This is a genomic window from Mycobacterium sp. 141, from assembly GCF_000382405.1.
Lineage (GTDB): Bacteria > Actinomycetota > Actinomycetes > Mycobacteriales > Mycobacteriaceae > Mycobacterium.
Window position 1 is genome coordinate 58,348 of the sequence record NZ_KB908260.1, and the last position, 23,222, is coordinate 81,569.

At 67.0% G+C, this 23,222-nt stretch carries 21 protein-coding genes; 7 read left to right on the forward strand and 14 right to left on the reverse strand.

The annotated features are described in order from the left end of the window. Positions 1-39: 39 nt before the first annotated feature. Together rsrA and H276_RS0110780 are read right to left on the reverse strand one after the other, a co-directional pair. Positions 40-342, reverse strand: coding sequence for a mycothiol system anti-sigma-R factor (rsrA, locus tag H276_RS0110775; RefSeq protein WP_019971318.1), 303 nt, complete (start codon positions 340-342; stop codon positions 40-42). Beyond that, positions 339-977, reverse strand: a complete 639-nt coding sequence (locus H276_RS0110780) for a sigma-70 family RNA polymerase sigma factor (RefSeq protein ID WP_026356832.1) — start codon at positions 975-977, stop codon at positions 339-341. The genes rsrA and H276_RS0110780 overlap by 4 nt, the downstream gene beginning before the upstream one ends. A gap of 227 nt (positions 978-1,204) precedes the next feature. On the opposite strand from H276_RS0110780, the gene ybaK reads away from it, so the two are divergent. From ybaK to H276_RS0110800, 4 genes are all read left to right on the forward strand, one after another. Further along, a complete protein-coding gene (gene ybaK / locus H276_RS0110785; protein WP_026356833.1) occupies positions 1,205-1,696 on the forward strand; it encodes a Cys-tRNA(Pro) deacylase in 492 nt (163 codons plus the stop codon). A gap of 61 nt (positions 1,697-1,757) precedes the next feature. Continuing rightward, complete coding sequence (locus tag H276_RS0110790; RefSeq protein WP_019971321.1) at positions 1,758-2,135, forward strand: YchJ family protein; 378 nt, start codon at positions 1,758-1,760, stop codon at positions 2,133-2,135. A 31-nt stretch (positions 2,136-2,166) separates the two neighbouring features. Further along, on the forward strand, positions 2,167-3,183 hold the full coding sequence (locus H276_RS0110795) for a zinc-dependent alcohol dehydrogenase family protein (RefSeq protein WP_019971322.1): 1,017 nt from the start codon (positions 2,167-2,169) through the stop codon (positions 3,181-3,183). A gap of 83 nt (positions 3,184-3,266) precedes the next feature. Continuing rightward, on the forward strand, positions 3,267-4,124 hold the full coding sequence (locus tag H276_RS0110800) for an NAD(P)-dependent oxidoreductase (RefSeq protein WP_026356834.1): 858 nt from the start codon (positions 3,267-3,269) through the stop codon (positions 4,122-4,124). A 47-nt stretch (positions 4,125-4,171) separates the two neighbouring features. Here the strand turns inward: H276_RS0110800 and H276_RS0110805 are convergent, their stop codons facing one another. Beyond that, on the reverse strand, positions 4,172-5,665 hold the full coding sequence (locus H276_RS0110805; RefSeq protein WP_019971324.1) for a class I SAM-dependent methyltransferase: 1,494 nt from the start codon (positions 5,663-5,665) through the stop codon (positions 4,172-4,174). Next, positions 5,662-6,456 (reverse strand): SOS response-associated peptidase, encoded by a 795-nt coding sequence (locus H276_RS0110810; RefSeq protein WP_196807888.1) that lies wholly within the window; start codon positions 6,454-6,456, stop codon positions 5,662-5,664. Before H276_RS0110810 ends, H276_RS0110805 begins: the two co-directional genes overlap by 4 nt. A 98-nt stretch (positions 6,457-6,554) precedes the next feature. On the opposite strand from H276_RS0110810, the gene aroA reads away from it, so the two are divergent. After that, complete coding sequence (gene aroA, locus H276_RS0110815; protein ID WP_019971326.1) at positions 6,555-7,844, forward strand: 3-phosphoshikimate 1-carboxyvinyltransferase; 1,290 nt, start codon at positions 6,555-6,557, stop codon at positions 7,842-7,844. Positions 7,845-7,849: 5 nt separating this feature from the next. After that, the gene (gene rsgA / locus H276_RS0110820; protein WP_026356835.1) at positions 7,850-8,845 is read left to right on the forward strand and encodes a ribosome small subunit-dependent GTPase A; all 996 of its coding nucleotides are present in this window, start codon (positions 7,850-7,852) and stop codon (positions 8,843-8,845) included. 102 nt (positions 8,846-8,947) lie between these two features. Here the strand turns inward: rsgA and H276_RS0110825 are convergent, their stop codons facing one another. The 5 genes from H276_RS0110825 to H276_RS0110845 form a co-directional block, all read right to left on the reverse strand. Beyond that, the gene (locus tag H276_RS0110825; protein ID WP_019971328.1) at positions 8,948-10,231 is read right to left on the reverse strand and encodes a fatty acid desaturase; all 1,284 of its coding nucleotides are present in this window, start codon (positions 10,229-10,231) and stop codon (positions 8,948-8,950) included. Between the two features lie 69 nt (positions 10,232-10,300). Then, positions 10,301-11,449 carry a ferredoxin reductase gene (locus H276_RS0110830; protein ID WP_019971329.1) on the reverse strand — a complete coding sequence of 383 codons (1,149 nt, stop codon included), beginning with the start codon at positions 11,447-11,449 and terminating at the stop codon, positions 10,301-10,303. A 124-nt stretch (positions 11,450-11,573) separates the two neighbouring features. Beyond that, the gene (locus H276_RS0110835; RefSeq protein ID WP_019971330.1) at positions 11,574-12,071 is read right to left on the reverse strand and encodes a DUF6912 family protein; all 498 of its coding nucleotides are present in this window, start codon (positions 12,069-12,071) and stop codon (positions 11,574-11,576) included. 30 nt (positions 12,072-12,101) lie between these two features. Beyond that, on the reverse strand, positions 12,102-12,959 hold the full coding sequence (gene ppk2, locus H276_RS0110840; protein WP_019971331.1) for a polyphosphate kinase 2: 858 nt from the start codon (positions 12,957-12,959) through the stop codon (positions 12,102-12,104). A 52-nt stretch (positions 12,960-13,011) separates the two neighbouring features. Then, on the reverse strand, positions 13,012-14,421 hold the full coding sequence (locus H276_RS0110845; protein WP_019971332.1) for a wax ester/triacylglycerol synthase family O-acyltransferase: 1,410 nt from the start codon (positions 14,419-14,421) through the stop codon (positions 13,012-13,014). 203 nt (positions 14,422-14,624) lie between these two features. On the opposite strand from H276_RS0110845, the gene H276_RS0110850 reads away from it, so the two are divergent. After that, positions 14,625-15,110, forward strand: a complete 486-nt coding sequence (locus tag H276_RS0110850) for an Rv3235 family protein (RefSeq protein WP_019971333.1) — start codon at positions 14,625-14,627, stop codon at positions 15,108-15,110. Here the strand turns inward: H276_RS0110850 and secA are convergent. The 5 genes from secA to mtrB form a co-directional block, all read right to left on the reverse strand. Continuing rightward, complete coding sequence (gene secA, locus H276_RS0110855; RefSeq protein WP_019971334.1) at positions 15,107-17,971, reverse strand: preprotein translocase subunit SecA; 2,865 nt, start codon at positions 17,969-17,971, stop codon at positions 15,107-15,109. The genes H276_RS0110850 and secA overlap by 4 nt on opposite strands. Positions 17,972-18,120: 149 nt before the next feature. After that, the gene (gene hpf / locus H276_RS0110860; protein ID WP_026356836.1) at positions 18,121-18,801 is read right to left on the reverse strand and encodes a ribosome hibernation-promoting factor, HPF/YfiA family; all 681 of its coding nucleotides are present in this window, start codon (positions 18,799-18,801) and stop codon (positions 18,121-18,123) included. A 298-nt stretch (positions 18,802-19,099) separates the two neighbouring features. Continuing rightward, complete coding sequence (locus H276_RS0110865) at positions 19,100-19,729, reverse strand: ComF family protein (protein WP_019971336.1); 630 nt, start codon at positions 19,727-19,729, stop codon at positions 19,100-19,102. 54 nt (positions 19,730-19,783) lie between these two features. Next, positions 19,784-21,544: an MtrAB system accessory lipoprotein LpqB gene (gene lpqB, locus H276_RS0110870; RefSeq protein ID WP_019971337.1), complete on the reverse strand. Its 1,761-nt coding sequence runs from the start codon at positions 21,542-21,544 to the stop codon at positions 19,784-19,786. After that, the gene (mtrB, locus tag H276_RS0110875; RefSeq protein ID WP_026356837.1) at positions 21,541-23,187 is read right to left on the reverse strand and encodes an MtrAB system histidine kinase MtrB; all 1,647 of its coding nucleotides are present in this window, start codon (positions 23,185-23,187) and stop codon (positions 21,541-21,543) included. The genes lpqB and mtrB overlap by 4 nt, the downstream gene beginning before the upstream one ends. Positions 23,188-23,222: the final 35 nt, after the last annotated feature.

Consider the following 23,222-nt stretch of genomic DNA (forward strand, 5'->3'; position numbering starts at 1 on the left):
GCCATCCGAAGGCCGGGCTTACATGCCCGGCCTTCGTGCTCAGCCCTGGATGATCGTGGTGCGGCTGATCTCGATACGCAGCCGCTCACGCAAGCCGTCGGGGGCCCTTTCACCACTGCACTTGTTGGCGATCAGCCGCTTCACGCGCTCCTCGACGCCGTAGTGGCGCAGGCAGGCAGGGCATTCTTCGAGGTGATGCTTGAGCTTGTCACGGCTTTCGGGCGTGCATTCACCGTCCAGCAGCGTCCATACCTCGGCGATCACCGCCGCACATTCGGGGTGTTCCGGGTCGATGGGCCCGATTGGGGGCGTCCAGCGCTCATCCCCGTCGAAGTCGCTCATGACGACACTCCCTCCGCCGCGCTGATCTGCTGACCTCGGATGAAGCCACGATCGCGGGCAACATCGGCCAGCAGATCCCGCAGCTGCTTGCGGCCACGGTGCAGCCGCGACATCACAGTCCCGATCGGCGTATCCATAATCTCGGCGATCTCCTTGTACGGGAATCCCTCGACGTCGGCGTAGTACACCGCCATCCTGAACTCCTCCGGCAATGCCTGCAACGCAGCCTTGATCTCGGTGTCGGGCAGCGCCTCGAGTGCTTCGACCTCGGCCGAGCGCAGGCCGGTCGAGGAATGCTCGGCGTTCGACGCCAGCTGCCAATCGGTGATCTCGTCGGTCGGGTACTCCGCCGGTTGCCGCTGCTTCTTGCGGTAGCTGTTGATGTAGGTGTTGGTCAGGATGCGGTACAGCCAGGCCTTGAGGTTGGTGCCCTCGCGGAACGACCGGAAGCCGGCATAGGCCTTGACCATGGTCTCCTGGAGCAGGTCCTCGGCGTCGGCGGGGTTACGCGTCATTCGCAACGCGCCGCCGTAAAGCTGGTCCAGCAGCGGGATGGCATCACGCTCGAACCGCGCGGTCAGCTCGGCGTCGGTCTCCTGCGGCTCGGACAAAGCCCGCTCGTCGACGTCAGTCATGGTGTAGAACACCGTCCCTTCTGTCGCGGCGCCGCCGAACTCCCCGATGTGTACAGGGCGTTCAAGGCACACGGTTGGCACCAAACTCCCCTTCCGATCCTAGAGCGTGCTACCGACAGGTAGCTTCAACCGGCACTCTGGCCACCGAAGCTGCATGCAACAACAGCAGGCGGCACCCGCTGTGTTCCCCGAACGCTCGCCGGCTGTTTTCGGGCTAACCTGGCCCGGTGGCACGCGCAGGGACCCCGGCCATAGCGGCGCTCGTTGCAGCAGGCATCGATCACGAGGTGGTGCAGTACCGCCACGATCCGCGCAATGAATCGTTCGGCACGGAAGCGGTCGCCGAGCTTGCCGCCTCCGGCATCGTCGCCGAGCAGGTGTTCAAGACCCTCGTCATAGCCCTGCCGAAGGGTCTGGCGGTGGCGGTGGTCCCCGTGCCGGCCAAGCTTTCCCTGAAGGCTGCGGCCGCCGCGTTGAGGGTGGCGAAAGCCGAGATGGCTGATCCGGCCGCCGCGCAGCGCTCGACGGGTTACGTGCTCGGCGGAATCTCACCACTTGGCCAGCGCAAACCACTGCCCACCGTCGTGGACGCTTCGGCGTTGAGTTTCGACCGGGTGCTGTGCAGTGCGGGCAAGCGCGGCTGGGATGTGGCCCTGGCGCCGGCCGACCTGATCCGCGCCACGAATGCGGTGACCGCCGAGATTGCGGTTCCCGCTTGACTTTCCGTATCGACCGCCGCAATGCTGGCACCAGTGCACCGCGGGTTGGGATAATCGGCCGATGCAGCAGGCATGCCCGTGTGGATCCGGTGAGGAGTACGAGCACTGTTGCGGTCCGCTGCACCGTCATGAGCGATTCGCCGCCACGGCGCTGGCCCTGATGCGATCCCGGTTCAGCGCATTCACGCTCGGGCATGTCGACTATCTGATCGCCACCTGGCATCCCGACACCCGGCCGAAACGACTGGACCTCGATGACGGCATCAGGTGGCGCCGGTTGCAGATCGTCGACACCGACGCGGGCGGCACTAACGACGAGACCGGCGTGGTGGAATTCCGCGCCCAGTACGAGCGCAGCGGCACACGGCACATCATGCACGAGCGCAGCCGGTTCGACCGGGACCACAGCGGCGCATGGCGTTATATCGACGGTAAGTAATCGACACCGACAAAGTAAGGGAGACAACGACATGCGCGGAGCGGTCATGTACGGCCAGGGCGACGTACGTCTGGAGCAACTGCCGGAGCCGACCATCGTCGAACCCACGGACGCGATCGTGCGCAACGCCGCCTCCTGCGTGTGCGGGTCAGACCTGTGGAACTATCGCGGCATCAACGAGACCCCGAAGCCCAGGCCGTTCGGCCACGAGTACTGCGGGGTCGTCGAGGCGGTCGGCGACGCTGTCACCACCGTCAAACCGGGCGACTTCGTGATCGGCTCGTTCTTCTCCTCCGACGGCACTTGTCCCAACTGTCGCAACGGTTTTCAAACCTACTGCTTGAACGCCAAGCCGATGATCGGCTGTCAGGCCGAGGCGGTGCGGGTGCCGTGGGCCGACGGCAGCCTGGTCGCCACCCCCGAACAGCCGTCGGCCGACCTGATTCCCAGCCTGCTGGCGTGCTCCGATGTGATGGGCACCGGCTGGTTCGCCGCCGATGCCGCGCAGGTCGCGCCCGGGATGACCGTTGCGGTCGTCGGTGACGGTGCGGTCGGGTTGTGCGGGGTCATCGCGGCCCGGCAACTGGGTGCGGAACGGGTGATCGCCATGAGCCGGCACGCACCGCGCCAGCAGCTGGCTCGCGAGTTCGGCGCCACGGACATCGTCGAGGAGCGCGGCGACGAGGGGGTGGCCAAGATCAAGGACATGACCGAGGGCATCGGCGCCGATGCCGTGCTGGAATGCGTCGGGACGGCCGATGCAATGGACCAGGCGATCGCGTCGGCCCGCCCGGGCGCCTTCGTCGGGTTCGTCGGGGTGCCGCACGGGGTCAACATCGACGGCAACAAGCTGTTCCGCACCCAGGTGGGCGTGAACGGAGGCCTCGCGCCGGTACGCCGGTTTCTGCCCAATCTGATCGACCTGGTGTTCAACGGGACCATCGACCCAGGCCGGGTGTTCGACACCGTGATGCCGCTCGATGACGTCGCCGAGGCCTACCGCGCCATGGACGAACGCCGCGCCATCAAGGTTCTGCTGCAACCCTGATCGATGAAATCGGCCGAGTTGGCCACCATCGCGGCGGTGCGACTCCGGACCGCCCGCCGCTGCCCGCGGAATATCGTGGCCCCATGGCACCCACATCGTTGTCCGGAAAAACCATGTTCATCTCCGGCGCCAGCCGCGGCATCGGCCTGGCAATCGCCAAGCGCGCCGCGGCCGACGGCGCCAATATCGCGCTGGTCGCCAAGACCGCCGAACCCCACCCCAAGCTCGAAGGCACCATCTACACCGCCGCCAAAGAGATCGAGGAAGCCGGCGGGCAGGCCTTGCCCATCGTGGGCGACGTGCGTGACGGCGACTCGGTAACCGCCGCGGTCGCTGCCGCCGTCGAACAGTTCGGCGGTATCGACCTGTGCGTCAACAACGCGTCCGCCATCAACCTCGGGTCCATCGAGGAGGTGCCGCTCAAGCGTTTCGACCTGATGAACGGCATCCAGATCCGCGGCACCTACGCGGTCTCGCAGGCCTGCATCCCACACATGAAAGGCCGGGAGAACCCGCACATCCTGACCCTGTCGCCACCCATCCGGCTGGAACCGAAATGGCTCAAGCCCACCGCCTACATGATGGCGAAGTTCGGGATGACGTTGTGCGCGTTGGGTATCGCCGAAGAAATGCGCGAAGCCGGCATCGCCTCGAACACACTGTGGCCGCGCACCCTGGTGGCCACCGCCGCGGTACGGAACCTGCTCGGCGGTGCCGAGGCGATGGCCCGGGCCCGCAAACCCTCCGTCTACGCCGATGCGGCCTACGCCGTATTCGCCAGGGACGCTCGCGAATACACCGGTCAAAGCCTGCTGTGTGAGGACGTGCTACTCGACAGCGGCGTGACGGACCTCTCGGTCTACGACTGTGTGCCGGGCTCGGATCTCGGCGTCGACCTGTGGGTCGACACGCCCAACCCGCCCGGATACGTGCAGCCGTAGGCATGCCGCGTCTCGATGCCCCGCGTCGAGCGTCGGACCGATCGGCCTCAGTCGGCCTGGTAGAGAATCCCGCGCCCGATCGCGGCACGCACCTCCGGCAATGCGGCTTCGGCCAGTGCATGCGCGTCGACACCGTGATGCGCCGCGAGCAGTTCGATGAGGGCGCCGAGCGGCACCTCACCACGGCAGCCGGCGAGCAGCGCCCGCAACACCTGGTCAACACCGATGACCGCGCCGGGACCACCCGGACGGCGCACTGCGGCCCCGACCAATTGCCAGCCGTCGGGACCGGGTAGGGACTGCTCCTCCAGAAAGACCGGCGCCGTCGAGAGCCTGGCGGCGAGCAGTTCGCCATCGCTGGTGTCGCGCAGATAGGCCCGGCGGGCGAAGAACGCCTCCACCTCGGAACCCGTCACCACCTCGTCGGCGCCGGTGATCTCCTCCAGAGTGTGCTCCGCAAGCTCGCCGTCGCGGGGCACCCGCAGCGAGATCACACCCATCCCGATTCCTGTGATTCCCTGTGCGGCAAACCAATCCAGCCATTGAGCGCCCTGTCGCGCCGTCTGCTCCGGGGTCTCCCCGGCATCGGCCAGCCACAGCGACACATAGCTCACCGGGTCGGCCAGCTCACGCTGCACCACCCAGGCGTGCAGCCCGGTCCCGGCCAGCCAGCCGCGTACCCGTTCCCGCCAATCGTCGTCCCGAACAATCCAGTTGGCCATGATGTGCGCAGTTCCGCCCGGCGCCAGGTAATCGGGAACCTGCTCGATGATGCTCTGGCACAGCGCATCTCCCGCCACCCCTGAGTCGCGGTAGATATAGTCCTGGGCGCCGGATCCCACCACGAAGGGCGGATTGGAGACGATCAGGTCAAACCGCTCCCCCGCGACCGGCTCGAAAAGGCTGCCGCTGCGCAGATCCCACGACATGCCGTTGAGCCGCGCGGTCACCGCCGCAAGCTGCAGCGCCCGGTCGTTGGTGTCGGTCGCCACGATCTCGGCGCAGTGCGCGTCGAGGTGCAAGGACTGGATCCCGCAACCGGTGCCGAGATCCAGTGCCCGGCCCACCGGCGTACGAATGACGTTGCGGGCCAGTGATATCGACGCTCCGCCGATACCGAGGACGTGGTCGTGACGCACCGGTCCGCTGCGCAACGCGGCATCCTGGTCGGAGACGACATAGAACTCGCGCATTCCGTCACTGTGTGGGCGGATGTCGAGCGCGGCGCGGGCCGTCGCATTCGACACCTGCACCACACCGTTGGCGGCCAGCACAGCCAACGGTGTCGATGGCAGCGCCGCCTGCACCTGCTCGCGCGGTTCGTCGGAGCCGAGGAGGAACAACCGCACCAGCACGGCCAGTCGTTGCCGGTCGGCGGGTGCCGCGTGGGTTGCCCGCAGCGCCGGCCACCACACGCCGCGGCTCAGGGCCGCGTCGGCCTGCTCACCCAGTAGTTCGGCCACCCCGTCGACTGTGTAGCCGGCGGCCTTCAGGTCGGCACCGATCGCGTCGACCACGCCGGGATCGATCGCCCCGGTCAAAACAGCCCCGGCTCTTGCGCTTCGGGCTTGGCCGGTTCAATCAGCTCCGGGCCGTTGTTACGCACACTGTTGACCAGCCGGGAGACCTCACGGATGGCGATACGGTCCAGGTCGCCGTGGCCCCGTAACAGCCCCTCGTCGATCGGCGCATCCGGATCCAACCAGTGGTCCCAATCGGGTTTGCTGATGGTCAGCGGCATGCGGTCGTGGATCTGCGCCAGCGGCCCGGCGGCGTCGGTGGTGATGATGGTGCAGCTCAGCAGCGGGGGCGCATCCTTCGGTGCACCGTGGGGGCGCCACGTCGACCACAGCCCGGCCATGAACAGCAATTCCCCGTCGGCCCCGTACATGTAGAACGGGGTCTTGCTCGCCTTCTTTCCGTCGGCAACGGGATTGGGTCGCCACTCGTACCAGCCGTCCATCGGGATGAGGCAGCGCTTGTTCTTGGCCGAGTTGCGGAAGGCCGGTGAGCTGGTCACCTTGTCGGCGCGAGCGTTGATCAGCAGCGGCCCCTTGTTGTCCGGGCCACCGTCCTCGGCTGTCTTCACCCACGGCGGGATCAGCCCCCAACGCATCGAGCGCACCCGCCGGGTCGACTCGTCGTCAGATTCGGTGTGCCGCTTGACCACGCTGCTGATGATCGTCGTCGGCGCCACGTTGTAGTTGGCGCCGGGCAGGTCCCTCTCCGCGGAGGCCGTCGCGCTCGCCGTGCTCACCGTGGTTTCATCGAGGGCATCGATTTTCTGGGCCAGCAGTGCCGGATCGATGGTCACCGTGAAACGTCCACACATGGAGCCCATGGTTGCAGAACCTGCGGACAAGGCAGGATGTAGCTGTGCGAACACGCGGACGCGAGGAGCAAAAGGCGCAACGGCGCGACGAGCAGAAGATGCACTGGCCTGCTCCCTCGGCGACGAGCCCGGTCGACGCCACGGTGACGGTTCCCGGCTCGAAGTCGCTGACCAACCGGGCCCTGGTGCTGGCCGCCCTGGCCACCGCGCAGGGGCCGTCGACCGTCAGAGGCGCGTTGCGCAGCCGCGACACCGATCTGATGATCGACGCGGTCCGCTCGCTCGGCGTCACCGTAGACGACAGCGCGGGTGACGGCACCGAGCTGAGCATCAGCGGACGTATCTGCCCGGCGGACGACGCCCGCGTTGACTGCGGGCTCGCGGGCACGGTGCTGCGGTTCGTCCCGCCGGTGGCCGCGCTGAGCACGGCGACCGTGACCTTCGACGGCGACGAACAGGCCCGCGCCCGGCCGATCGCCCCGCTGCTGGACGGGATGCGTGCGCTCGGTGTGGACATCGACGGCGACGGTCTGCCGTTCGCGGTCCGCGGTCGCGGCGCGGTGGCCGGGGGCACGGTCCGTATCGATGCCTCCGGGTCCTCGCAGTTCGTCTCCGGGCTGCTGCTGTCGGCTGCGGCGTTCACCGACGGCGTCACCATCGTGCACACGGGCACCTCGGTGCCGTCGGCCCCACACGTGGCCATGACGGTGACGATGCTGCGCGAAGCCGGCGTCAGGGTTGACGACAGCGTGGCCAACCAGTGGCGCGTCGAGCCCGGCCCGGTGGCGCCGCACGCCTGGAACATCGAGCCCGATCTGTCCAACGCCACACCGTTCCTGGCAGCCGCGCTGGTGACGGGCGGAACGGTGCGGATCGCCGGCTGGCCGCAAGCAAGCATCCAACCCGCCGACACCATCCTGGCACTGTTGGCGAAGGTCGATGCGACTGTGCGCCAAGCCGATTCAGGCTTGGAAGTCACCGGCTCGGCGGGTTACGCGGGTTTCGAAGCCGATCTGCACGATGTCGGGGAACTGGCGCCCACGGTGGCGGCGCTCGCCGCCTTGGCCACGCCCGGATCGGTTTCCAGGCTGGGCGGCATCGCCCACCTGCGGGGGCATGAGACCGACCGGCTCGCGGCGCTGAGTACCGAGATCAACGGCCTGGGCGGTGACTGCGCCGAGACCGAGGACGGCCTGCTCATCACGGCCCGACCGCTGCACGGCGGGGTGTGGCGGTCCTACGCCGATCACCGGATGGCCACCGCCGGCGCGATCATCGGATTGACGGTGCCCGGCGTCGAGGTGGAGAACATCGAGACGACGGCCAAGACCCTGCCGGACTTTCCAGGGATGTGGGCCGCCATGCTGGCGGGCGCACGGGGGGAATAGGCGATTTGAGCCCGCGGGGCGGCAATTTTCGGGACTACGACGAATCCGACGTTCGGATCAGGCCGGGTCGGGGCACGCGTCCGCGCACCAAGACCAGGCCCGAACACGCCGACGCTCGCTCCGCAATGGTCGTCACGGTGGACCGCGGCCGGTGGGGCTGCGCGCTGAACCGGGATCCCGATCACGTGGTCACCGCCATGCGGGCACGCGAACTTGGCCGCACCCCGATCGTGGTCGGCGACGACGTGGATGTCGTCGGCGATTTGTCCGGCCGCCCCGACACCCTGGCCCGCATCGTGCGGCGCGGTGAGCGACGAACGGTGTTGCGCCGCACCGCCGATGACACGGATCCCACCGAGCGGGTGGTGGTCGCCAACGCCGACCAGCTGCTCATCGTGGTGGCACTGGCCGACCCGCCGCCGCGCACTGGATTCGTCGAGCGGGCGCTGATCGCCGCCTATGCCGGCGGGCTCAAACCGATTCTGTGCCTGACGAAGTCGGACCTGGCGCCACCGGAACAGTTCGCCGCCCAATTCGCTGGTCTGGATCTGACGATCGTCAACGCCGGGCGCGATGATCCGCTCGACGCGGTTGCGCCACTGTTGGGCGGTGAGGTGACGGTCTTCCTGGGCCATTCCGGCGTGGGCAAGTCCACGCTCGTCAATCGCCTTGTGCCCGAAGCCGATCGCGCGACCGGCGAGGTGTCGGGCGTCGGCAAGGGCAAGCACACGTCAACTCAGTCCGTTGCGCTGCCGCTCGACGGCGTGGGCTGGGTGATCGACACTCCGGGGATCCGCTCGTTCGGGTTGGCCCACATCGAGCCCGACGACGTACTGTTGGCGTTCTCCGATCTGGCCGAGGCCATCGCCGACTGCCCACGGGGTTGCGGGCACATGGGTCCGCCCGCGGACCCGGAGTGCGCGCTCGATCAACTGTCGGGTCCGGCAGCGGATCGTGTCGCCGCGGCGCGGCGCCTGTTGGCCGTGCTGAAGGAAACCTGAGCTCAGTCTTCACCTTCCGTACCGAACACCCCGAAACGAACAACTGCGGTGAGATCAGCAGTCCGGATGGACCGCGATCTCACCGCAGTGTCGACGCGTCAGCTACGAGGCGTGCCCGACGGCCTGCTTGGTCGCCCGGCGCTCACGGCGCCACTCGCGCACCGTCTCGAACGCGGTCTTGAGGCCGCGCCGGCGCCCGGTGACGGGATCGGTGCCGATGAATCCACCTTCCACGGCATCCAACTCGGCGAACATCCGCTCGCTGTGCGTCTCCGGAGCGTCGTCGGCGGTGTCCCGCAGGAACTTGTTCGGCAAAGACAGCTTGGCGATCGTGCGCCACGACTTGCCGTACTGCACCAGGAACGACCCTGTGGTGTAGGGCAGGTCGTACTTGTCGCACAGCGCCTGCACCCGAATCGAGATCTCGTAGAGCCGGTTGCTCGGCAGATCGGGATACAGGTGGTGCTCGATCTGGTGGCACAGATTGCCGCTCATGAACCGCAGCGCCGGGCCGTTTTCGAAGTTGGCGCTGCCCAGCATCTGCCGCAGGTACCAGTGGCCGCGGCTCTCCCCGACCATGTCGGTCTTGGTGAACTTCTCTGCGCCATCGGGGAAATGACCGCAGAAGATCACGGCGTTGGCCCACACGTTGCGGATGACATTGGCCACCGCGTTGGCTTTCAGGGTGGACTTGAACGTCGCACCGGGTGACAGTGACGTCAGCGCCGGCCAGACGACGTAGTCCTTGGCCAACTGATGGCTGGCCTTGATACCGAATTCCTTGACTCTGACCAATGTGGCGTTGCGGTCGTCGCGACCCTTGAAGATCTTGCCGAGCTCCAGGTGCTGCAACCCCACACCCCATTCGAACAACACGCACAGCATGGTGTTGTAGAACAGGTTGAGCAGGTTGAACGGCTTCCACCGCTGATCGCGGGTGACCCGGATCAGGCCGTAGCCGATATCGTCGTCCATGCCGAGGATGTTGGTGTACTTGTGGTGCATGAAGTTGTGGGTGAACCGCCAGTGCTTGGACGCCCCGCTCATGTCCCACTCCCACGTCGAGGAGTGAATTTCGGGATCGTTCATCCAGTCCCACTGGCCGTGCATGACGTTGTGGCCGATCTCCATGTTCTCGATGATCTTGGCCACGCCCAGGGTCGCCGTACCCGCCCACCAGGCCGAGCGTCGCGTGCTGGCCGCCAGCATCAGCCGGCCCGCCACCTCGAGGGCGCGCTGAGCAGCGATGGTGCGGCGGATATAGCGCGCGTCGCGCTCCCCGCGGGAGTCTTCGATGTCCTGACGGATCGCATCGAGCTCGATGCCCAGGTTCTCGATATCGGCCTCGGTGAGATGCGCGTACGCGGGAACGTCTGTGATAGCCATCGTCAGCCTCCTCTCTATGTACCTACGCTAGCGTAACCTACGATAGCGTAGGTTACCAGTCAGTAAAGTTTAAACGTCGAGTACACAATCGCCGGAAGCCGCCGAAACGCAGGTCTGAATCCGGTTCCCAGGCTCATATTCGACACCCGTACGCAGGTCGCGAACGTGTCCACCGACCAGACCCACGACGCAGGACTGGCAGATACCCATCCGACACCCGAAGGGCATCTGGATACCGACCTGTTCACCCGCGTCCATCAGCGGCGTCGCACCGTCGGCTTCGACGGTCTTGCCACTGCGCTCGAACGTCACGGTGCCACCGACCCCGTGCACCGCGGCCCGCGACACCGCGAACCGTTCCAAGTGCAGATGCTCGGGGATATCCGCCGCCGCCCACACCTTCTCGGCGTCGTTGAGCATGCCCTCCGGTCCACACGCCCATGCCTGGCGGTCCTGCCAGTCCGGCACCACCTCGGCCAGCCGGGACAGGTCCAGGCGCCCCTCGGTGCGGGTGGTGCGCAGCTGTAATCGGTAGCCCGGATGAGCCTCGTGCAGCTCGGCCAGCTCGGCAGCGAACATCACGTCGGATTCGGTCGGCGCCGAATGCACATGGATGATGTCGGTGATCTGATCCCGACGCACCAGCGTGCGCAGCATCGACATGACCGGGGTGATACCGGAACCGGCCGTCAAGAACAGTACCGACGCCGGCGCCGGATCGGGCAGGACGAAGTTGCCCTGCGGCGCGGCCAGCCGCACCACGGTGCCTGGCGCCAGGCCGTTGACGAGGTGGCTGGACAAGAAGCCCTCGGGCATCGCCTTGACGGTGATGGCGATGGTGCGCTGATCGGCGATCGGATGCTTGTCCGGCACCGAGGTCAGCGAGTAGGAGCGCCAGCGCCAGCGGCCGTCCATCAGGACGCCGATGCCGATGTACTGCCCGGGCTCGTAGTCGAACGAGAATCCCCAGCCCGGCTTGACCACCAGCGTCGCGGAGTCGGCCGTCTCCTGCCGCACCTCGACGACCCGTCCGCGCAGCTCGCGGGCCGACCACAGCGGGTTGGCGAGTTTCAGGTAGTCATCGGGCAGCAGCGGCGTGGTGATCCGGCCCGCGATGGTGCGCAATGCATGCCAGCCGGGACGCTCTTTGGCACCCGCGACAGTGGGGCGAACAGTGTCGGCCACATTGGCCGAGACTTTTATTGAGTTCTTGGCCATGACAACCTACGGTACCGTAACTTACGGTGTAGTAGCCAGTCCTGGCATCCGGTGAGCGGCACAAATCATGCTCCTGATTCTCCACCAGATCCGCCGCGTCGGCGCGGCGAAAACAGGGGTTTATTCAGAGCAGTTCGAGCAGAAACGGCAGTTCCTGCGGCGCATACCAGGCCAGGTCATAATCCTGGGCATCCCCGACGGTGAGCTCGGCGTCCTCGTCACCGAGATCCGCATCATCGACCACCTCCACCGCCGCCAGCACGGCAGATTCGGCAGCGGCGTTGTCCACGTAGACAGCGATGACATCCTCGATGGCCGCCGGCCCCGCCAGTCGCACGACCGCGTCGTCGAGATCGGGCCGCGGACTGGCCGTCGCCACGTCGGCGACCACCACCGCGCGCCGGGGCGGCAGATCGGTATCACCCCCGCCGGCCAGCAGGCGCAGCGAGGCCAACGCGGCCTCTCGCAGCGCAACTTCGGCCAGTTCGTCGTCGTCACCCGCGGCGTAGGCCTCCCGCAGGGTCGGGGTGACCGCGAACGCGGTCCCGTTCATGACACGCAAGGACCGGTCGGCGACGAGCTGTTGCAGGCCGGCCAGGGTCGCCGGGATATAGACGCGCACTCCGCGAGATTAGCCCGTCCCGGCCCCGAGCTACTCGCAGTCCCCGATCAACGTCGCGACATGATCACCGACGTAGCGGGCCAGATCCCGCGACGGGCGCCGGTAGCCGCCGGTCAGCACGGGCCGATCGGGCAGTGTCACCTGCGGCCGCTCCACGTCGTGGTAATCGATGGTGGACAGCAGATGCGCCATCATATTGAGCCGGGCATGCTTCTTGACTTCGGATTCGACGACATACCAAGGACTTTGCGGCGTGTCGGTGTGAACCATCATCTGGTCCTTGGCCCGCGAGTAATCCTCCCAGCGGTACACCGATTCCAGATCCATCGGCGAGAGTTTCCACTGCCGCATCGGATCGTCTTTCCGCGACCGAAACCGACGCAACTGCTCGTCGTCGGACACCGAGAACCAGTACTTGCGCAACAGGATCCCGTCTTCGAGCAGCATCTGCTCGAAGATCGGTGTCTGGCGCAGGAACAAGTGATGTTCTTGCGGCGTGCAAAAACCCATGACCTGCTCGACACCGGCCCGGTTGTACCAGGACCGGTCGAACAGCACGATCTCGCCCTTGGCGGGCAGGTGCGCGACGTAGCGTTGGTAATACCATTGGCCGCGTTCGCGTTCTGTGGGCGCGGGCAGCGCCGCCACGCGCGCGATCCGCGGGCTGAGATACTCGGTGATCCGTTTGATGGTGCCACCTTTGCCCGCGGCGTCGCGGCCCTCGAACACCACCACGATGCGGGCGCCGGTATGCCGGACCCACTCCTGCATCCTCACGAACTCTGTTTGCAGCCGGAACAACTCGGCCTCATACACCTTGTTCGAGAGCTTCGTCTTGCCGTCGCGCTTCCGGCCGCCGGCCGACCCGCCGTTCGATGCTGCATCCATTCATGAATTCTAGGAGTACACAATCGCTCCGCGGTGCGGGATGTCGGCGGCCTCACCTGGCCGCGTCGAGCAACTCCTCCAACGATTCGCGCAGCAGGCTCGGCACCACGTCGACATCGCTCATGGCGTCGCGGTCCGCGTTGATCCCGAAATACAGCATGCCGTTGTAGGAAGTCACACCGATCGCCAACACCTGGTTCTGCAACAGCGGCGGTACCGCATAGGTCTCCAGCAGCTTGGTCCCCGCCACGTACATCTGCTTCTGCGCCCCAGGCACATTGGTGATCAGCAGATTGAACTGCCGTGCCGAGAAGTCGGTGGCCACCCGAATCCCCATGGCATGCAACGTCGGCGGAGCGAACCCCGACAGTGTGACGATGGTGCGCGCATCGACCAGACTGGCTGCGGTGGAGTGCGATTCGGTGGCGTGGGCGATCTGGGAGAGCCGCACGACCGGGTTACCCTCACCCACCGGCAGGTCGACCAGGAACGGCGACACCTCGCTGATCGCCTGGCCGGGTGCCGTCGAATCCAGTTCGGCGTCGGGATACACCGACATCGGCGCCATCGCCCGCACCGTGGTGGTGGGCGTCACCGGCTCGCCCCGGGAGAGCAACCAGTTGCGCAGCGCCCCGGCCACCACCGCGAGCACCACGTCGTTGATGTCGCAGTCGTAGCGGGCTCGCACCGTCCGGTAATCCTCCAGCCGGTGCTCGGCCACCGTGAACCGGCGATTGCGCGACACCGTGGTGTTCAACGGGCTGCTGGGCGCGGTGCCGCGGGCCACGGTGCGGACCACATCGGCCACCCGGCGCCCGACGGCGGCCAACTCACCGCTGTTGGTGGCCACGTCGACGACCGCGTCCCGCACAGCCGCCAGCTGGCTGGTCGGCCGGGCGATCCACTCGCCGATGGCGCCGAGCACGAGCTTCCTGTCGCTGGGTTCACGGGCCGGTATCCAGATGTCCTCGCCGAACTCCGGCGGCTTCTGACTACGGTCGGCGATCACATGGCCGATCTCCAGGGCCGTCATCCCGTTCACCAACGCCTGATGGGACCTGGTGTAGATGGCGATGCGGTTCTTCGTGAGGCCCTCGACGAGATACATTTCCCACAGCGGACGCGTCCTGTCGAGCGGCCGGGAGCCCAGCCGCGCGACCAGATCGTGCAGCTGCGCATCGCTACCCGGAGACGGCAGCGCCGAGCGACGGATGTGATAGGTGATATCGAAGTCACGGTCGTCGACCCAGACCGGTCGGGCCAGCCCCAGCGTCACCTCGCGCACCTTCTGGCGGTACCGCGGAATCTGCGGCAGCCGCCGTTCGACGGTCGCCAACAGCGTCTCGTAGCTCAGCCCGGCCCGAGGTTTGCGCAGGATCGCCAGCGACCCCACATACATTGGAGTCGAAGAGTTCTCCAGGTGGTAGAACGTCGCGTCGGACGCCGACAGCCTGCTCACCATGCGGCGCCAACCCCCCCTTCAGTCGCCAGGAACCCCGTCACGGTAACCGGCCGTTCTGGAAGCGCGCATCACGGGTGCTGCAGGCCTGCCACGGTATTCGGCGAAACTGGGCGCGCACGGCACCAGTTCGAGCGTGCGATGATGGACGGGTCTGCACCTCTCCAGCAGATGCGTCCTGTTTCTGACCATCGCTGGAGATCGCCGTGCCCATCCCGGAAACCACCCCCACATCGTCGTTGACCTCGCCGGTGGTCGACTGTGAGCCGCCCCCGCACCCACTCGGCCCGGTGACTCTGACGCCATGCCCAGCACCCACCACGCTGCACCGGCAGGGCCCGCGCCGGTTGCGGTTGGTCGAGCCGCCGGCGGACCTGCCACCGCAGACCGGGGCGGCACAGTTCGCCGAGCTCGCGCTGCGGCGAGTGCTGGAGGTCGTCGACCGGCGCCGGCCGCCTGCACAGCTGCGACCGTTGATGAGCCCTCAGGTGCTCGACGCAGTGCTGGCCCACCCGCCGGCTCGGCAAGCGGCAGCCGCAACCCTGCGCCGGGTGCGGTTACGCACTGCACCCGGGCCCGGCGGCGCGGAGGTGTTCGCCACCTTCAGCCGCGGACCACGGCTGCACGCCATCGCCGCAAGGATCGAATTGCACAGCGGCCGTTGGCAATTGACCGCCCTGCAGGTCGGCTAGCCCTTGCGGTGCGAGCTGGGCTTACCGGTCTTGGACTGCCGGCGCGCCGCTTCCCGGCGCTCCCGACGGCTACCACCGGACGGCGCCGCGTGCCGACCCCCGCCGGAGCCCGAGCGCTGCACCTCCACGGAACCGTCCTCGGAAGGCCCGCTGTAGGTCAGCGCAGGTGCGCCGTCGTCGGCACGCCCGTCGTCGATGCCCTTGGCCCGCAATGCAGCCGGACGTTCCTTGGTGGCCACGGCGGCAGGCTCAGGTTGGCCGGCGGAATCCGATGATGCCGAGGCCCTCTCCGCGGCCGCTGCGGCGAACTCGGCAAGGCCCTGCGGGGCGGCCACCGGGGCCACCGCCGGGGCGGGGGCGGCTTCGACCTGCACGTTGAACAGGAACCCGACCGACTCCTCCTTGAGCGCGTCGAGCATGCCGACGAACATGTCGTAGCCCTCGCGCTGGTACTCCACCAACGGGTCGCGCTGCGCCATCGCGCGCAGGCCGATGCCCTCTTTGAGGTAGTCCATCTCGTAGAGGTGCTCGCGCCACTTGCGGTCGATCACGTTGAGCAGCACGTTGCGTTCCAGCTGACGCATGGCGCCGTCACCGGCGATCGCCTCCAGCTGCTGCTCGCGTTCGGCGTAGGCCCGCTCGGCATCCTTGACCAGAGTGTCGCGCAGCTCCTCGCGAGTGAGCTCACCGGCTTCCCCGACGGCGTTGGAATCCACCAAATCGTGGTGATCGATGCCGACCGGGTACAGGGTCTTGAGCGCCGTCCACAGGGTTTCGAGATCCCAGTCCTCGGCATAGCCCTCGGCGGTGGCGCCGTCGACGTAGGCGGTGACGACATCGACCAGCATGTCGTGGGCCTGCTCCTGCAGGTTCTCGCCCTCGAGGATCTTGCGGCGTTCCTTGTAGATGACCATGCGCTGCTGGTTCATCACCTCGTCGTACTTGAGGACGTTCTTGCGGACCTCGAAGTTCTGCTGCTCCACCTGGGTCTGCGCGCTCTTGATGGCGCGGGTGACCATGTTGGCTTCGATCGGCACGTCGTCAGGCAGGTTCAGCCGGGTCAGCAGCGATTCCAGCGTCGCGCCGTTGAAGCGCCGCATGAGCTCGTCACCCAGCGACAGGTAGAACCGCGACTCGCCCGGGTCGCCCTGGCGGCCCGAGCGGCCGCGCAGCTGGTTGTCGATACGGCGCGACTCGTGACGCTCGGTACCCAGTACGTACAGGCCACCCGCGTCGACGACCTTCTCGGCCTCCTCGTCGACCTCGGCTTTGATCTTCTTGAGCGTGTCGTCCCACGCAGCCTCGTAGTCATCGGGTGTCTCGACCGGGTCGAGGCCCTGCCCACGCAGCCGCTGATCGGCCAGGAAGTCGACGTTGCCGCCCAAAACGATGTCGGTACCGCGACCGGCCATGTTGGTGGCCACCGTGATGGCGCCGAGTCGGCCGGCCTCGGCGATGATGCCGGCTTCCTGCTCGTGGTACTTCGCGTTGAGCACATTGTGCGGGATCTTGCGCTTGGTGAACTGCCGCGAGAGGTACTCCGAGCGCTCGACACTGGTGGTGCCGATGAGGACAGGCTGGCCCTTCTCGTAGCGCTCCGCGACATCGTCGACGACGGCGATGTACTTGGCTTCCTCGGTCTTGTAGATGAGGTCGGACTGATCGGCGCGGACCATCGGCTTGTTGGTCGGGATCGGCACCACACCCAGCTTGTAGATCTCATGCAGCTCGGCGGCTTCGGTCTCGGCCGTACCGGTCATGCCGGACAACTTGTCGTAGAGCCGGAAGTAGTTCTGCAGCGTGATGGTGGCCAGCGTCTGGTTCTCGGCCTTGATCTCGACGTGCTCCTTGGCCTCGATGGCCTGGTGCATGCCCTCGTTGTAGCGCCGGCCCAGCAGCACGCGGCCGGTGAACTCGTCGACGATGAGCACGTCGCCGTCGCGGACGATGTATTCCTTGTCGCGCTCGAAGAGCTCCTTGGCCTTCAGCGCGTTGTTGAGGTAGCTGACCAGCGGCGAGTTGGCCGCCTCGTAGAGGTTCTCGATACCGAGCTGGTCCTCGACGAACTCCACGCCCAGCTCGTGCACGCCGATGGTGCGCTTCTTGATGTCCACCTCGTAGTGGACGTCCTTCTTCATCAACGGGGCCAGCCGGGCGAATTCGGTGTACCAGTTCGACGCACCGTCGGCCGGGCCGGAGATGATCAGCGGGGTACGGGCCTCGTCGATGAGGATCGAGTCGACCTCGTCGACGATGGCGAAGTTGTGGCCGCGCTGGACCATGTCCTCGGTCGAATGCGCCATGTTGTCGCGCAGGTAGTCGAAGCCGAACTCGTTGTTGGTGCCGTAGGTGATATCGGCGGCATAGGCGACCCGACGTTCCTCCGGCGTGAGCCCCGACAGGATCACGCCGACATCGAGGCCGAGGAAGCGGTGCACTCGGCCCATCCACTCACTGTCACGCTTGGCGAGGTAGTCGTTGACGGTGACGACGTGCACGCCGTCACCGCTCAAGGCATTGAGGTAGGCCGGCAGCACCGCGGTGAGCGTCTTGCCCTCACCGGTCTTCATCTCGGCGACGTTGCCGAAGTGCAGCGCCGCGCCGCCCATGATCTGCACGTCGAAGTGGCGCTGGCTCAGCACCCGCCACGCGGCCTCGCGCGCGACCGCGAACGCCTCGGGCAGCAGGTCATCGAGCTGCTCGCCGTCGGCGATCCGCTTCTTGAACTCGTCGGTCTTGGCTCGCAGCTCGGCGTCAGAGAGCTTCTCGACGTCGGAGGCCTGGGTGTTGACATACTCAGCCACCTTCTTGAGGCGCTTGACCATGCGGCCTTCACCGAAACGGAGCAACTTCGACAGCACGCTATATCCCCTGTGGGTATCGATGGATCTTCGAGTGTTGATCGTGGTCCATCGTAGGTGACCGGTCGAAATCCCTGTTTGCACTCACCGGCGGAGACGAAAACGCACCCCGGATCGCTCCGGGGTGCGTTTGCGGCCGGCCTGGTCGATCAGGCGAGGCGGATCAAGCCGTAGTCGTAGGCGTGCCGCCGGTACACCACCGTCGGTTTGTCGCACTCCTTGTCGTGGAACAGGAAGAAATCGTGACCGACCAGTTCCATCTCATAGAGGGCGTCGTCCACGGTCATGGGCCGGGCAGGATGCTCCTTGATGCGTACCACCCGGCCGGGTTCGTGATCGTCGAGGTATGTGGGGTCGCCGGTGTCGACCACCGATGTCGCACCCGGCTCTCCCAGGACGGGATCCTGGGCGGTCGCTTGGTGCAGCGATACCGGCGTCTTGTCGCCGTAGTGGATCTTGCGGCGGTCCTTGCTGCGGCGCAGTCGGGCCTCGAGCTTGTCTGCCGCTGATTCGAGGGCTGCGTAGAAACTGTCCGCGCAGGCCTCGCCTCGGACCACTGGGCCCCGACCGCGAGCGGTGATTTCCACATGTTGACAGTTCTTGCGTTGTCGTCGGTTGCGTTCGTGGTCAAGTTCGACGTCGAAGAGGTAGATGGTCCGGTCGAATCGCTCCAGGCGCGACAGCTTCTCCGCTACATAGACACGGAAATGATCGGGAACCTCCACGTTGCGCCCCTTGACCACAACTTCGGCGTCGGGTTCCGCGTTGGCGTCGGTGTCATGGTCCTCGACCACCACGGTGCGGCCTGAATCCATGGAATTGGTTGACATACTTGGCAACTCGTTTCTCTCACTCGTTGCACGCGGTTTGCGTGCCGGGCTCTAACGAATCGCGGCGATGGATCAGAGTTCTGTCGCTCCGCCCATCGGCGCAAGTGTCGAGTAATTCACCTCCTACCTTGCAATGGTTATGTGCGGTGAAGTGGCGCGGTGACGGAGCGCCGCCGTGAGGTGTTCACGGATCGTTGCTGCCGACGGTAGTCCGTGTTCACCGGTTCGTGCCACCAATTTCGACGACATGTTTCCAGTTCTTCATTTCTGTTTGATTGCGCGGCAGTTGCCGCCCGTGTCAGGCATGTGCGAGCACCAACACACCCGCCACACAGACCCCCGCGCCGCGCAGTACGCGCACCGACTCGGCCGCGGTGGCACCGGTTGTCACGATGTCGTCGACGAGCAGGACCTCGCCGGTCACACCGGCCACCAACCGGACCCGTCCGGCGATGTTGCGCTGCCGAGCGGCGCCGGAAAGCCCGACGGAATCACGAACCCAAGGCCGCAGCCGCAGCGCCGGCACGGTTCGCACCCCGGGGCGGCCCGCGCATGCCGCGATGGCCATCGCCGTGACGGGGTCGCCACCGCGGCGGCGGGCGGCGAGCCTACGGGTGGGTGCAGGCACCACGTCCAGCGGCGCGCCGACGACACCCCAGGTCAGTAACCGGTCCAGCCCGACCCGCAGCGCGGCCGCCAGCGGTGCCACGAGGTCCGTGCGTCCCCGCTCTTTGGCGGCCACGATGGCGGCGCGCCTGGCGCCCGCGTAACGCCCCAGCGCGAACACCGGCACGCCAGGATCCGTGCGCGGGGTGATCAGGTGCGGTTCGTCGGAACGCACCGTGAGCATCGACGCACACGCCGGGCACCACGGCGTGGCCGGCGCGCCGCAACCGCCGCATTCCAGCGGCAGGATCAGGTCGAGCATGCTGGCAGTGTGCGCGCAGGGACCGACAGACGCCGGGCCGGCGATGGGAACGGCTCAGCCCGGTAACACGGGTATCGCGCCGGCCACCATCAACGGGTGTACCTCCGACCAGCCGGGGTCGTCGCTGCTGGCCGACGCCGAAAGCTGCAGTACGCCACGCTGATCGGCCACGTACACCGTCGACGGGTTGGCGGCCACGGTGGTCACCGGCATCACCAAATTGCGGCTCGGCCCGTCGGAGTTGACCCCGTCGATGTTGACGTAGGACACCGGGTGCTGCGGATCGGTGCGCGAGACCACGATGTCATCGCCGGTCCGCCAGGCCAACGACACCACGGTGTTGCCGAGCCCGAAGCCGAGCCGGCGCGGATAGGTCAGCTGGAACTGTCCGTCCTGGTTCTGCTCGACACTGGCCAGGATCACCTGCCCGTTGATGACCATCGCCGCCCGGGTGCCGTCACGGGACAACTGTAGGTCGGTGATCGGCCCGGGATATCGCGTGGCAACCGCCGTGGTGTCGACCGGGATCCGGGCCGGGGCACCGGAGGCGTCCTGAATGGCGCGGACAACGTTGATGCCGTCGACCACCACCCAGACCGCCTGGTCCAACGCCCAGCTCGGCCGTGACAGCGTGTGGCCCTCCATGGCCTGCGCTGCACCGCCGCCCAGCGGGCCGATCCACAGGGTGGCGCCGGCATTGGGTGCGCCAGGCGGTGACACCACCACCGACGCAGCGTCCTGCCCGTTGCGTGACACCGACGCCGAGACCTGGTTGGGCGCAAGCCCGAAAGAACCCGAGACCCGTGGCGCCGCCTGCCCCTCCAGCGACACGAGCGATCCGCCTACCAGGGCGTGCAACCCCGCCGCGGCGCCGGGGGCTGCACCGGGGTCGGTGGCCGCGACGTCGGAGGTTTCCCAGCCGTCGGCGAACCGGTCGTCGAGCGGCGCACCGTCGGCGTTGATCACGTACGGCCCACTGATGCCCGCCCGCGCCAGCGTCCAGATGATCTGGGCGGCCAGCAGTTGTCTGCTGTGCGGATCTCCGGCCGGCAGATTCTCCAGATCGACACGGGCGCCGCCGTAGCCGCGACCCACGCCGGTCTTGCCGCCGTCCGCGCGCGTGACCGGGCCGCGCAGTTTCAGCGGGGCGCCCAGCAGGTTGTCCACCGACTTGGCCATCTCGGGCCGCGGACCGACGATCAGCTTGGAGATCAGCTCGGTGGCCAGCTGGTCGGGGTCGGACACCGCGACATAGCGCGGGTCGGGCACGACGGTGTTGCCGGTCGGGTCGACGAAATACAGGTTGTTGCGCTTGTAGGTGGACTGAAACTGTTGCCAGTCAAGGAAAACCCCGTTGGGCAGCTTGTCGATGCGCCACCCGCCGCTGGTCTTGACCAGCTCGATCGGGCCCGGGTCGGGCAGCGCGCCCTCCCCTGTCTCGAACACGCCGAGATCCGAGAACGATCCGAGAATGTCGGCGTGCATGGTCACCGAAACCCGGTCTGAGCTACGGGTTTCGCCGAACACGACCCGGTCGACCAACAGGGCGCTGCCGGCGTCATCCCAGGAACTCGACGCAGATTCGGTGAGAAACTGCCGGGCCGCCAGATGGCGATTCGCAGGATCGGCTGTGGCCTTGAGGAATTCCCGCAGCAACACATCGGGGTCCATCTCCGGAGACGGCTTGGGCAGATTCTGCGGCGCCGGGCGCTCGACGGTGCCGATCGCCTGGGGTGAGGACGTGCTCGGTATTCCCGCACAGCCGGACGTGAGCACCACCAGGCCGACGATCGGCGCGGCCAGCAGGCGCTTCACACGTTCTCCTCTTCCCGGACCGGTCGGTGTGGGTTATGTTGCGGCTCAATCGGTTTGAGGGGAAGGGGGCTTGCGGTCACCTTGTGGCCGCGGACCAGCGGCAGGGTCAGCCGAAAACAGGCGCCCTTGCCCGGCTCACCCCAGGCTTCCAGCCTGCCCTGATGTAGCCGGGCATCCTCGATGCTGATCGCCAGGCCGAGGCCGGTGCCGCCGGAGCGCCGGACGCGCGACGGGTCGGACCGCCAGAATCTGCTGAACACCAGCTTCTCCTCGCCGGGGCGCAGCCCGACGCCGAAGTCGCGGACGGTGACCGCGACGGTGTCCTCGTCGGCGGCCATCCGGATCCGCACCGGCTTGTGTTCGGCGTGGTCGATCGCGTTGGCGATGAGATTGCGCAGAATCCGCTCCACCCGACGGGGATCCACCTCGGCGATCACCTCCTCGCGCGGCATGTCGACGTCCAGTTCGATGTCGGCGTCGGCCGCCAGGTGTCCGACGTTGTCCAGCGCGCTGCGCACGGTGCCGCGCAGATCCACCGACTCGACCGACAGTTCGGCCACACCCGCGTCGTGCCGTGAGATCTCCAGCAGGTCGGCCAGTAGTGTCTCGAAGCGGTCGAGCTCGTTGACCATCAGTTCGGTCGAGCGGCGCAGCGCCGGGTCGAGGTCGTCACTGTGGTCGTAGATCAGATCGGCCGCCATCCGCACGGTGGTCAGCGGGGTGCGCAGCTCATGGCTGACGTCGGAGGTGAAGCGGCGCTGCAGGTTACCGAACTCCTCGAGCTGTTGGATCTGCCGGGACAGGCTCTCGGCCATGTCGTTGAACGACTCCGCCAGCCGCGCCATGTCGTCCTCGCCGCGCACCGGCATCCGCTCGGTGAGATGCCCCTCGGCGAACCGCTCGGCGATGCGTGACGCCGAACGCACGGGCTGCACGATCTGGCGCGCCACCACCAACGCGATGGCGGCCAGTAGACCGAGCAGCACGACACCACCGGTGGCCATGGTGCCGCGCACCAACGAGATGGTGCTTTCTTCGTTGTTCAGCGGAAAGATCAGGTAGAGCTCAAGATTGGGCACCGACGACGAGACCGGGGTGCCGACGACGAGCGCGGGCCCGGAAAACCCTTCGGTGTGCACCGTGGCGTACTGATAGCTGACCTGCCCGGCCTTGACGAAATCGCGTAATGCGTTGGGCACCTGGGCGACCGGACCCGCGGCGGTGGCCGCTCGTGGCCCGTCGCCCGGGACCACCAGGGCAGCGTCGAACGCACCGGCGAGATCACCGCGGACGTCGGCCTTGCGGTCGACGAGGGTGTTGCGTGCCAGTTGCAGGCTGCTGTCGAGCGACCGCGATTCTTCCCCGCCGACGATGCCGCTCACGGTGTTTCGGGCCCGCTCGACCTCTTCGGTGGCGGCCTTGACCTTGACTTCCAGGATCCGGTCGGTGATCTGACTGGTCAACACGAACCCGAGTACGAGGATGACGGCAAGCGAAAGCCCGAGCGTCAAGGTCACCACGCGTAATTGCAGCGAGCGCCGCCAAACCAGACCGACAGCCCTGCCCAGCGTCCCCAACCCGCGCAACAGTGGGCCGGAACCTCCCCAGCGCCCACGGATGCGCCGTCTGGAGCCAAATATCACGGCCACCGCCGCGCAGTGAATATCCCGGCCACCGC

Coding starts and splice junctions, on each gene's coding strand:
- H276_RS0110825 (WP_019971328.1), bottom strand. CDS start 10,231: ATGGCTATCACAGACGTTCCCGCGTACGCGCATCTCACCGAGGCCGAT.
- H276_RS0110795 (WP_019971322.1), top strand. CDS start 2,167: ATGCGCGGAGCGGTCATGTACGGCCAGGGCGACGTACGTCTGGAGCAA.
- H276_RS0110830 (WP_019971329.1), bottom strand. CDS start 11,449: ATGGCCAAGAACTCAATAAAAGTCTCGGCCAATGTGGCCGACACTGTT.
- hpf (WP_026356836.1), bottom strand. CDS start 18,801: ATGTCAACCAATTCCATGGATTCAGGCCGCACCGTGGTGGTCGAGGAC.
- H276_RS0110845 (WP_019971332.1), bottom strand. CDS start 14,421: ATGGTGAGCAGGCTGTCGGCGTCCGACGCGACGTTCTACCACCTGGAG.
- ppk2 (WP_019971331.1), bottom strand. CDS start 12,959: ATGGATGCAGCATCGAACGGCGGGTCGGCCGGCGGCCGGAAGCGCGAC.
- rsrA (WP_019971318.1), bottom strand. CDS start 342: ATGAGCGACTTCGACGGGGATGAGCGCTGGACGCCCCCAATCGGGCCC.
- H276_RS0110790 (WP_019971321.1), top strand. CDS start 1,758: ATGCAGCAGGCATGCCCGTGTGGATCCGGTGAGGAGTACGAGCACTGT.
- H276_RS0110810 (WP_196807888.1), bottom strand. CDS start 6,456: ATGTGTGGACGTTTCACGGTGACCATCGATCCGGCACTGCTGGCCCAG.
- aroA (WP_019971326.1), top strand. CDS start 6,555: ATGCACTGGCCTGCTCCCTCGGCGACGAGCCCGGTCGACGCCACGGTG.
- H276_RS0110780 (WP_026356832.1), bottom strand. CDS start 977: ATGACTGACGTCGACGAGCGGGCTTTGTCCGAGCCGCAGGAGACCGAC.
- H276_RS0110800 (WP_026356834.1), top strand. CDS start 3,267: ATGGCACCCACATCGTTGTCCGGAAAAACCATGTTCATCTCCGGCGCC.
- H276_RS0110865 (WP_019971336.1), bottom strand. CDS start 19,729: ATGCTCGACCTGATCCTGCCGCTGGAATGCGGCGGTTGCGGCGCGCCG.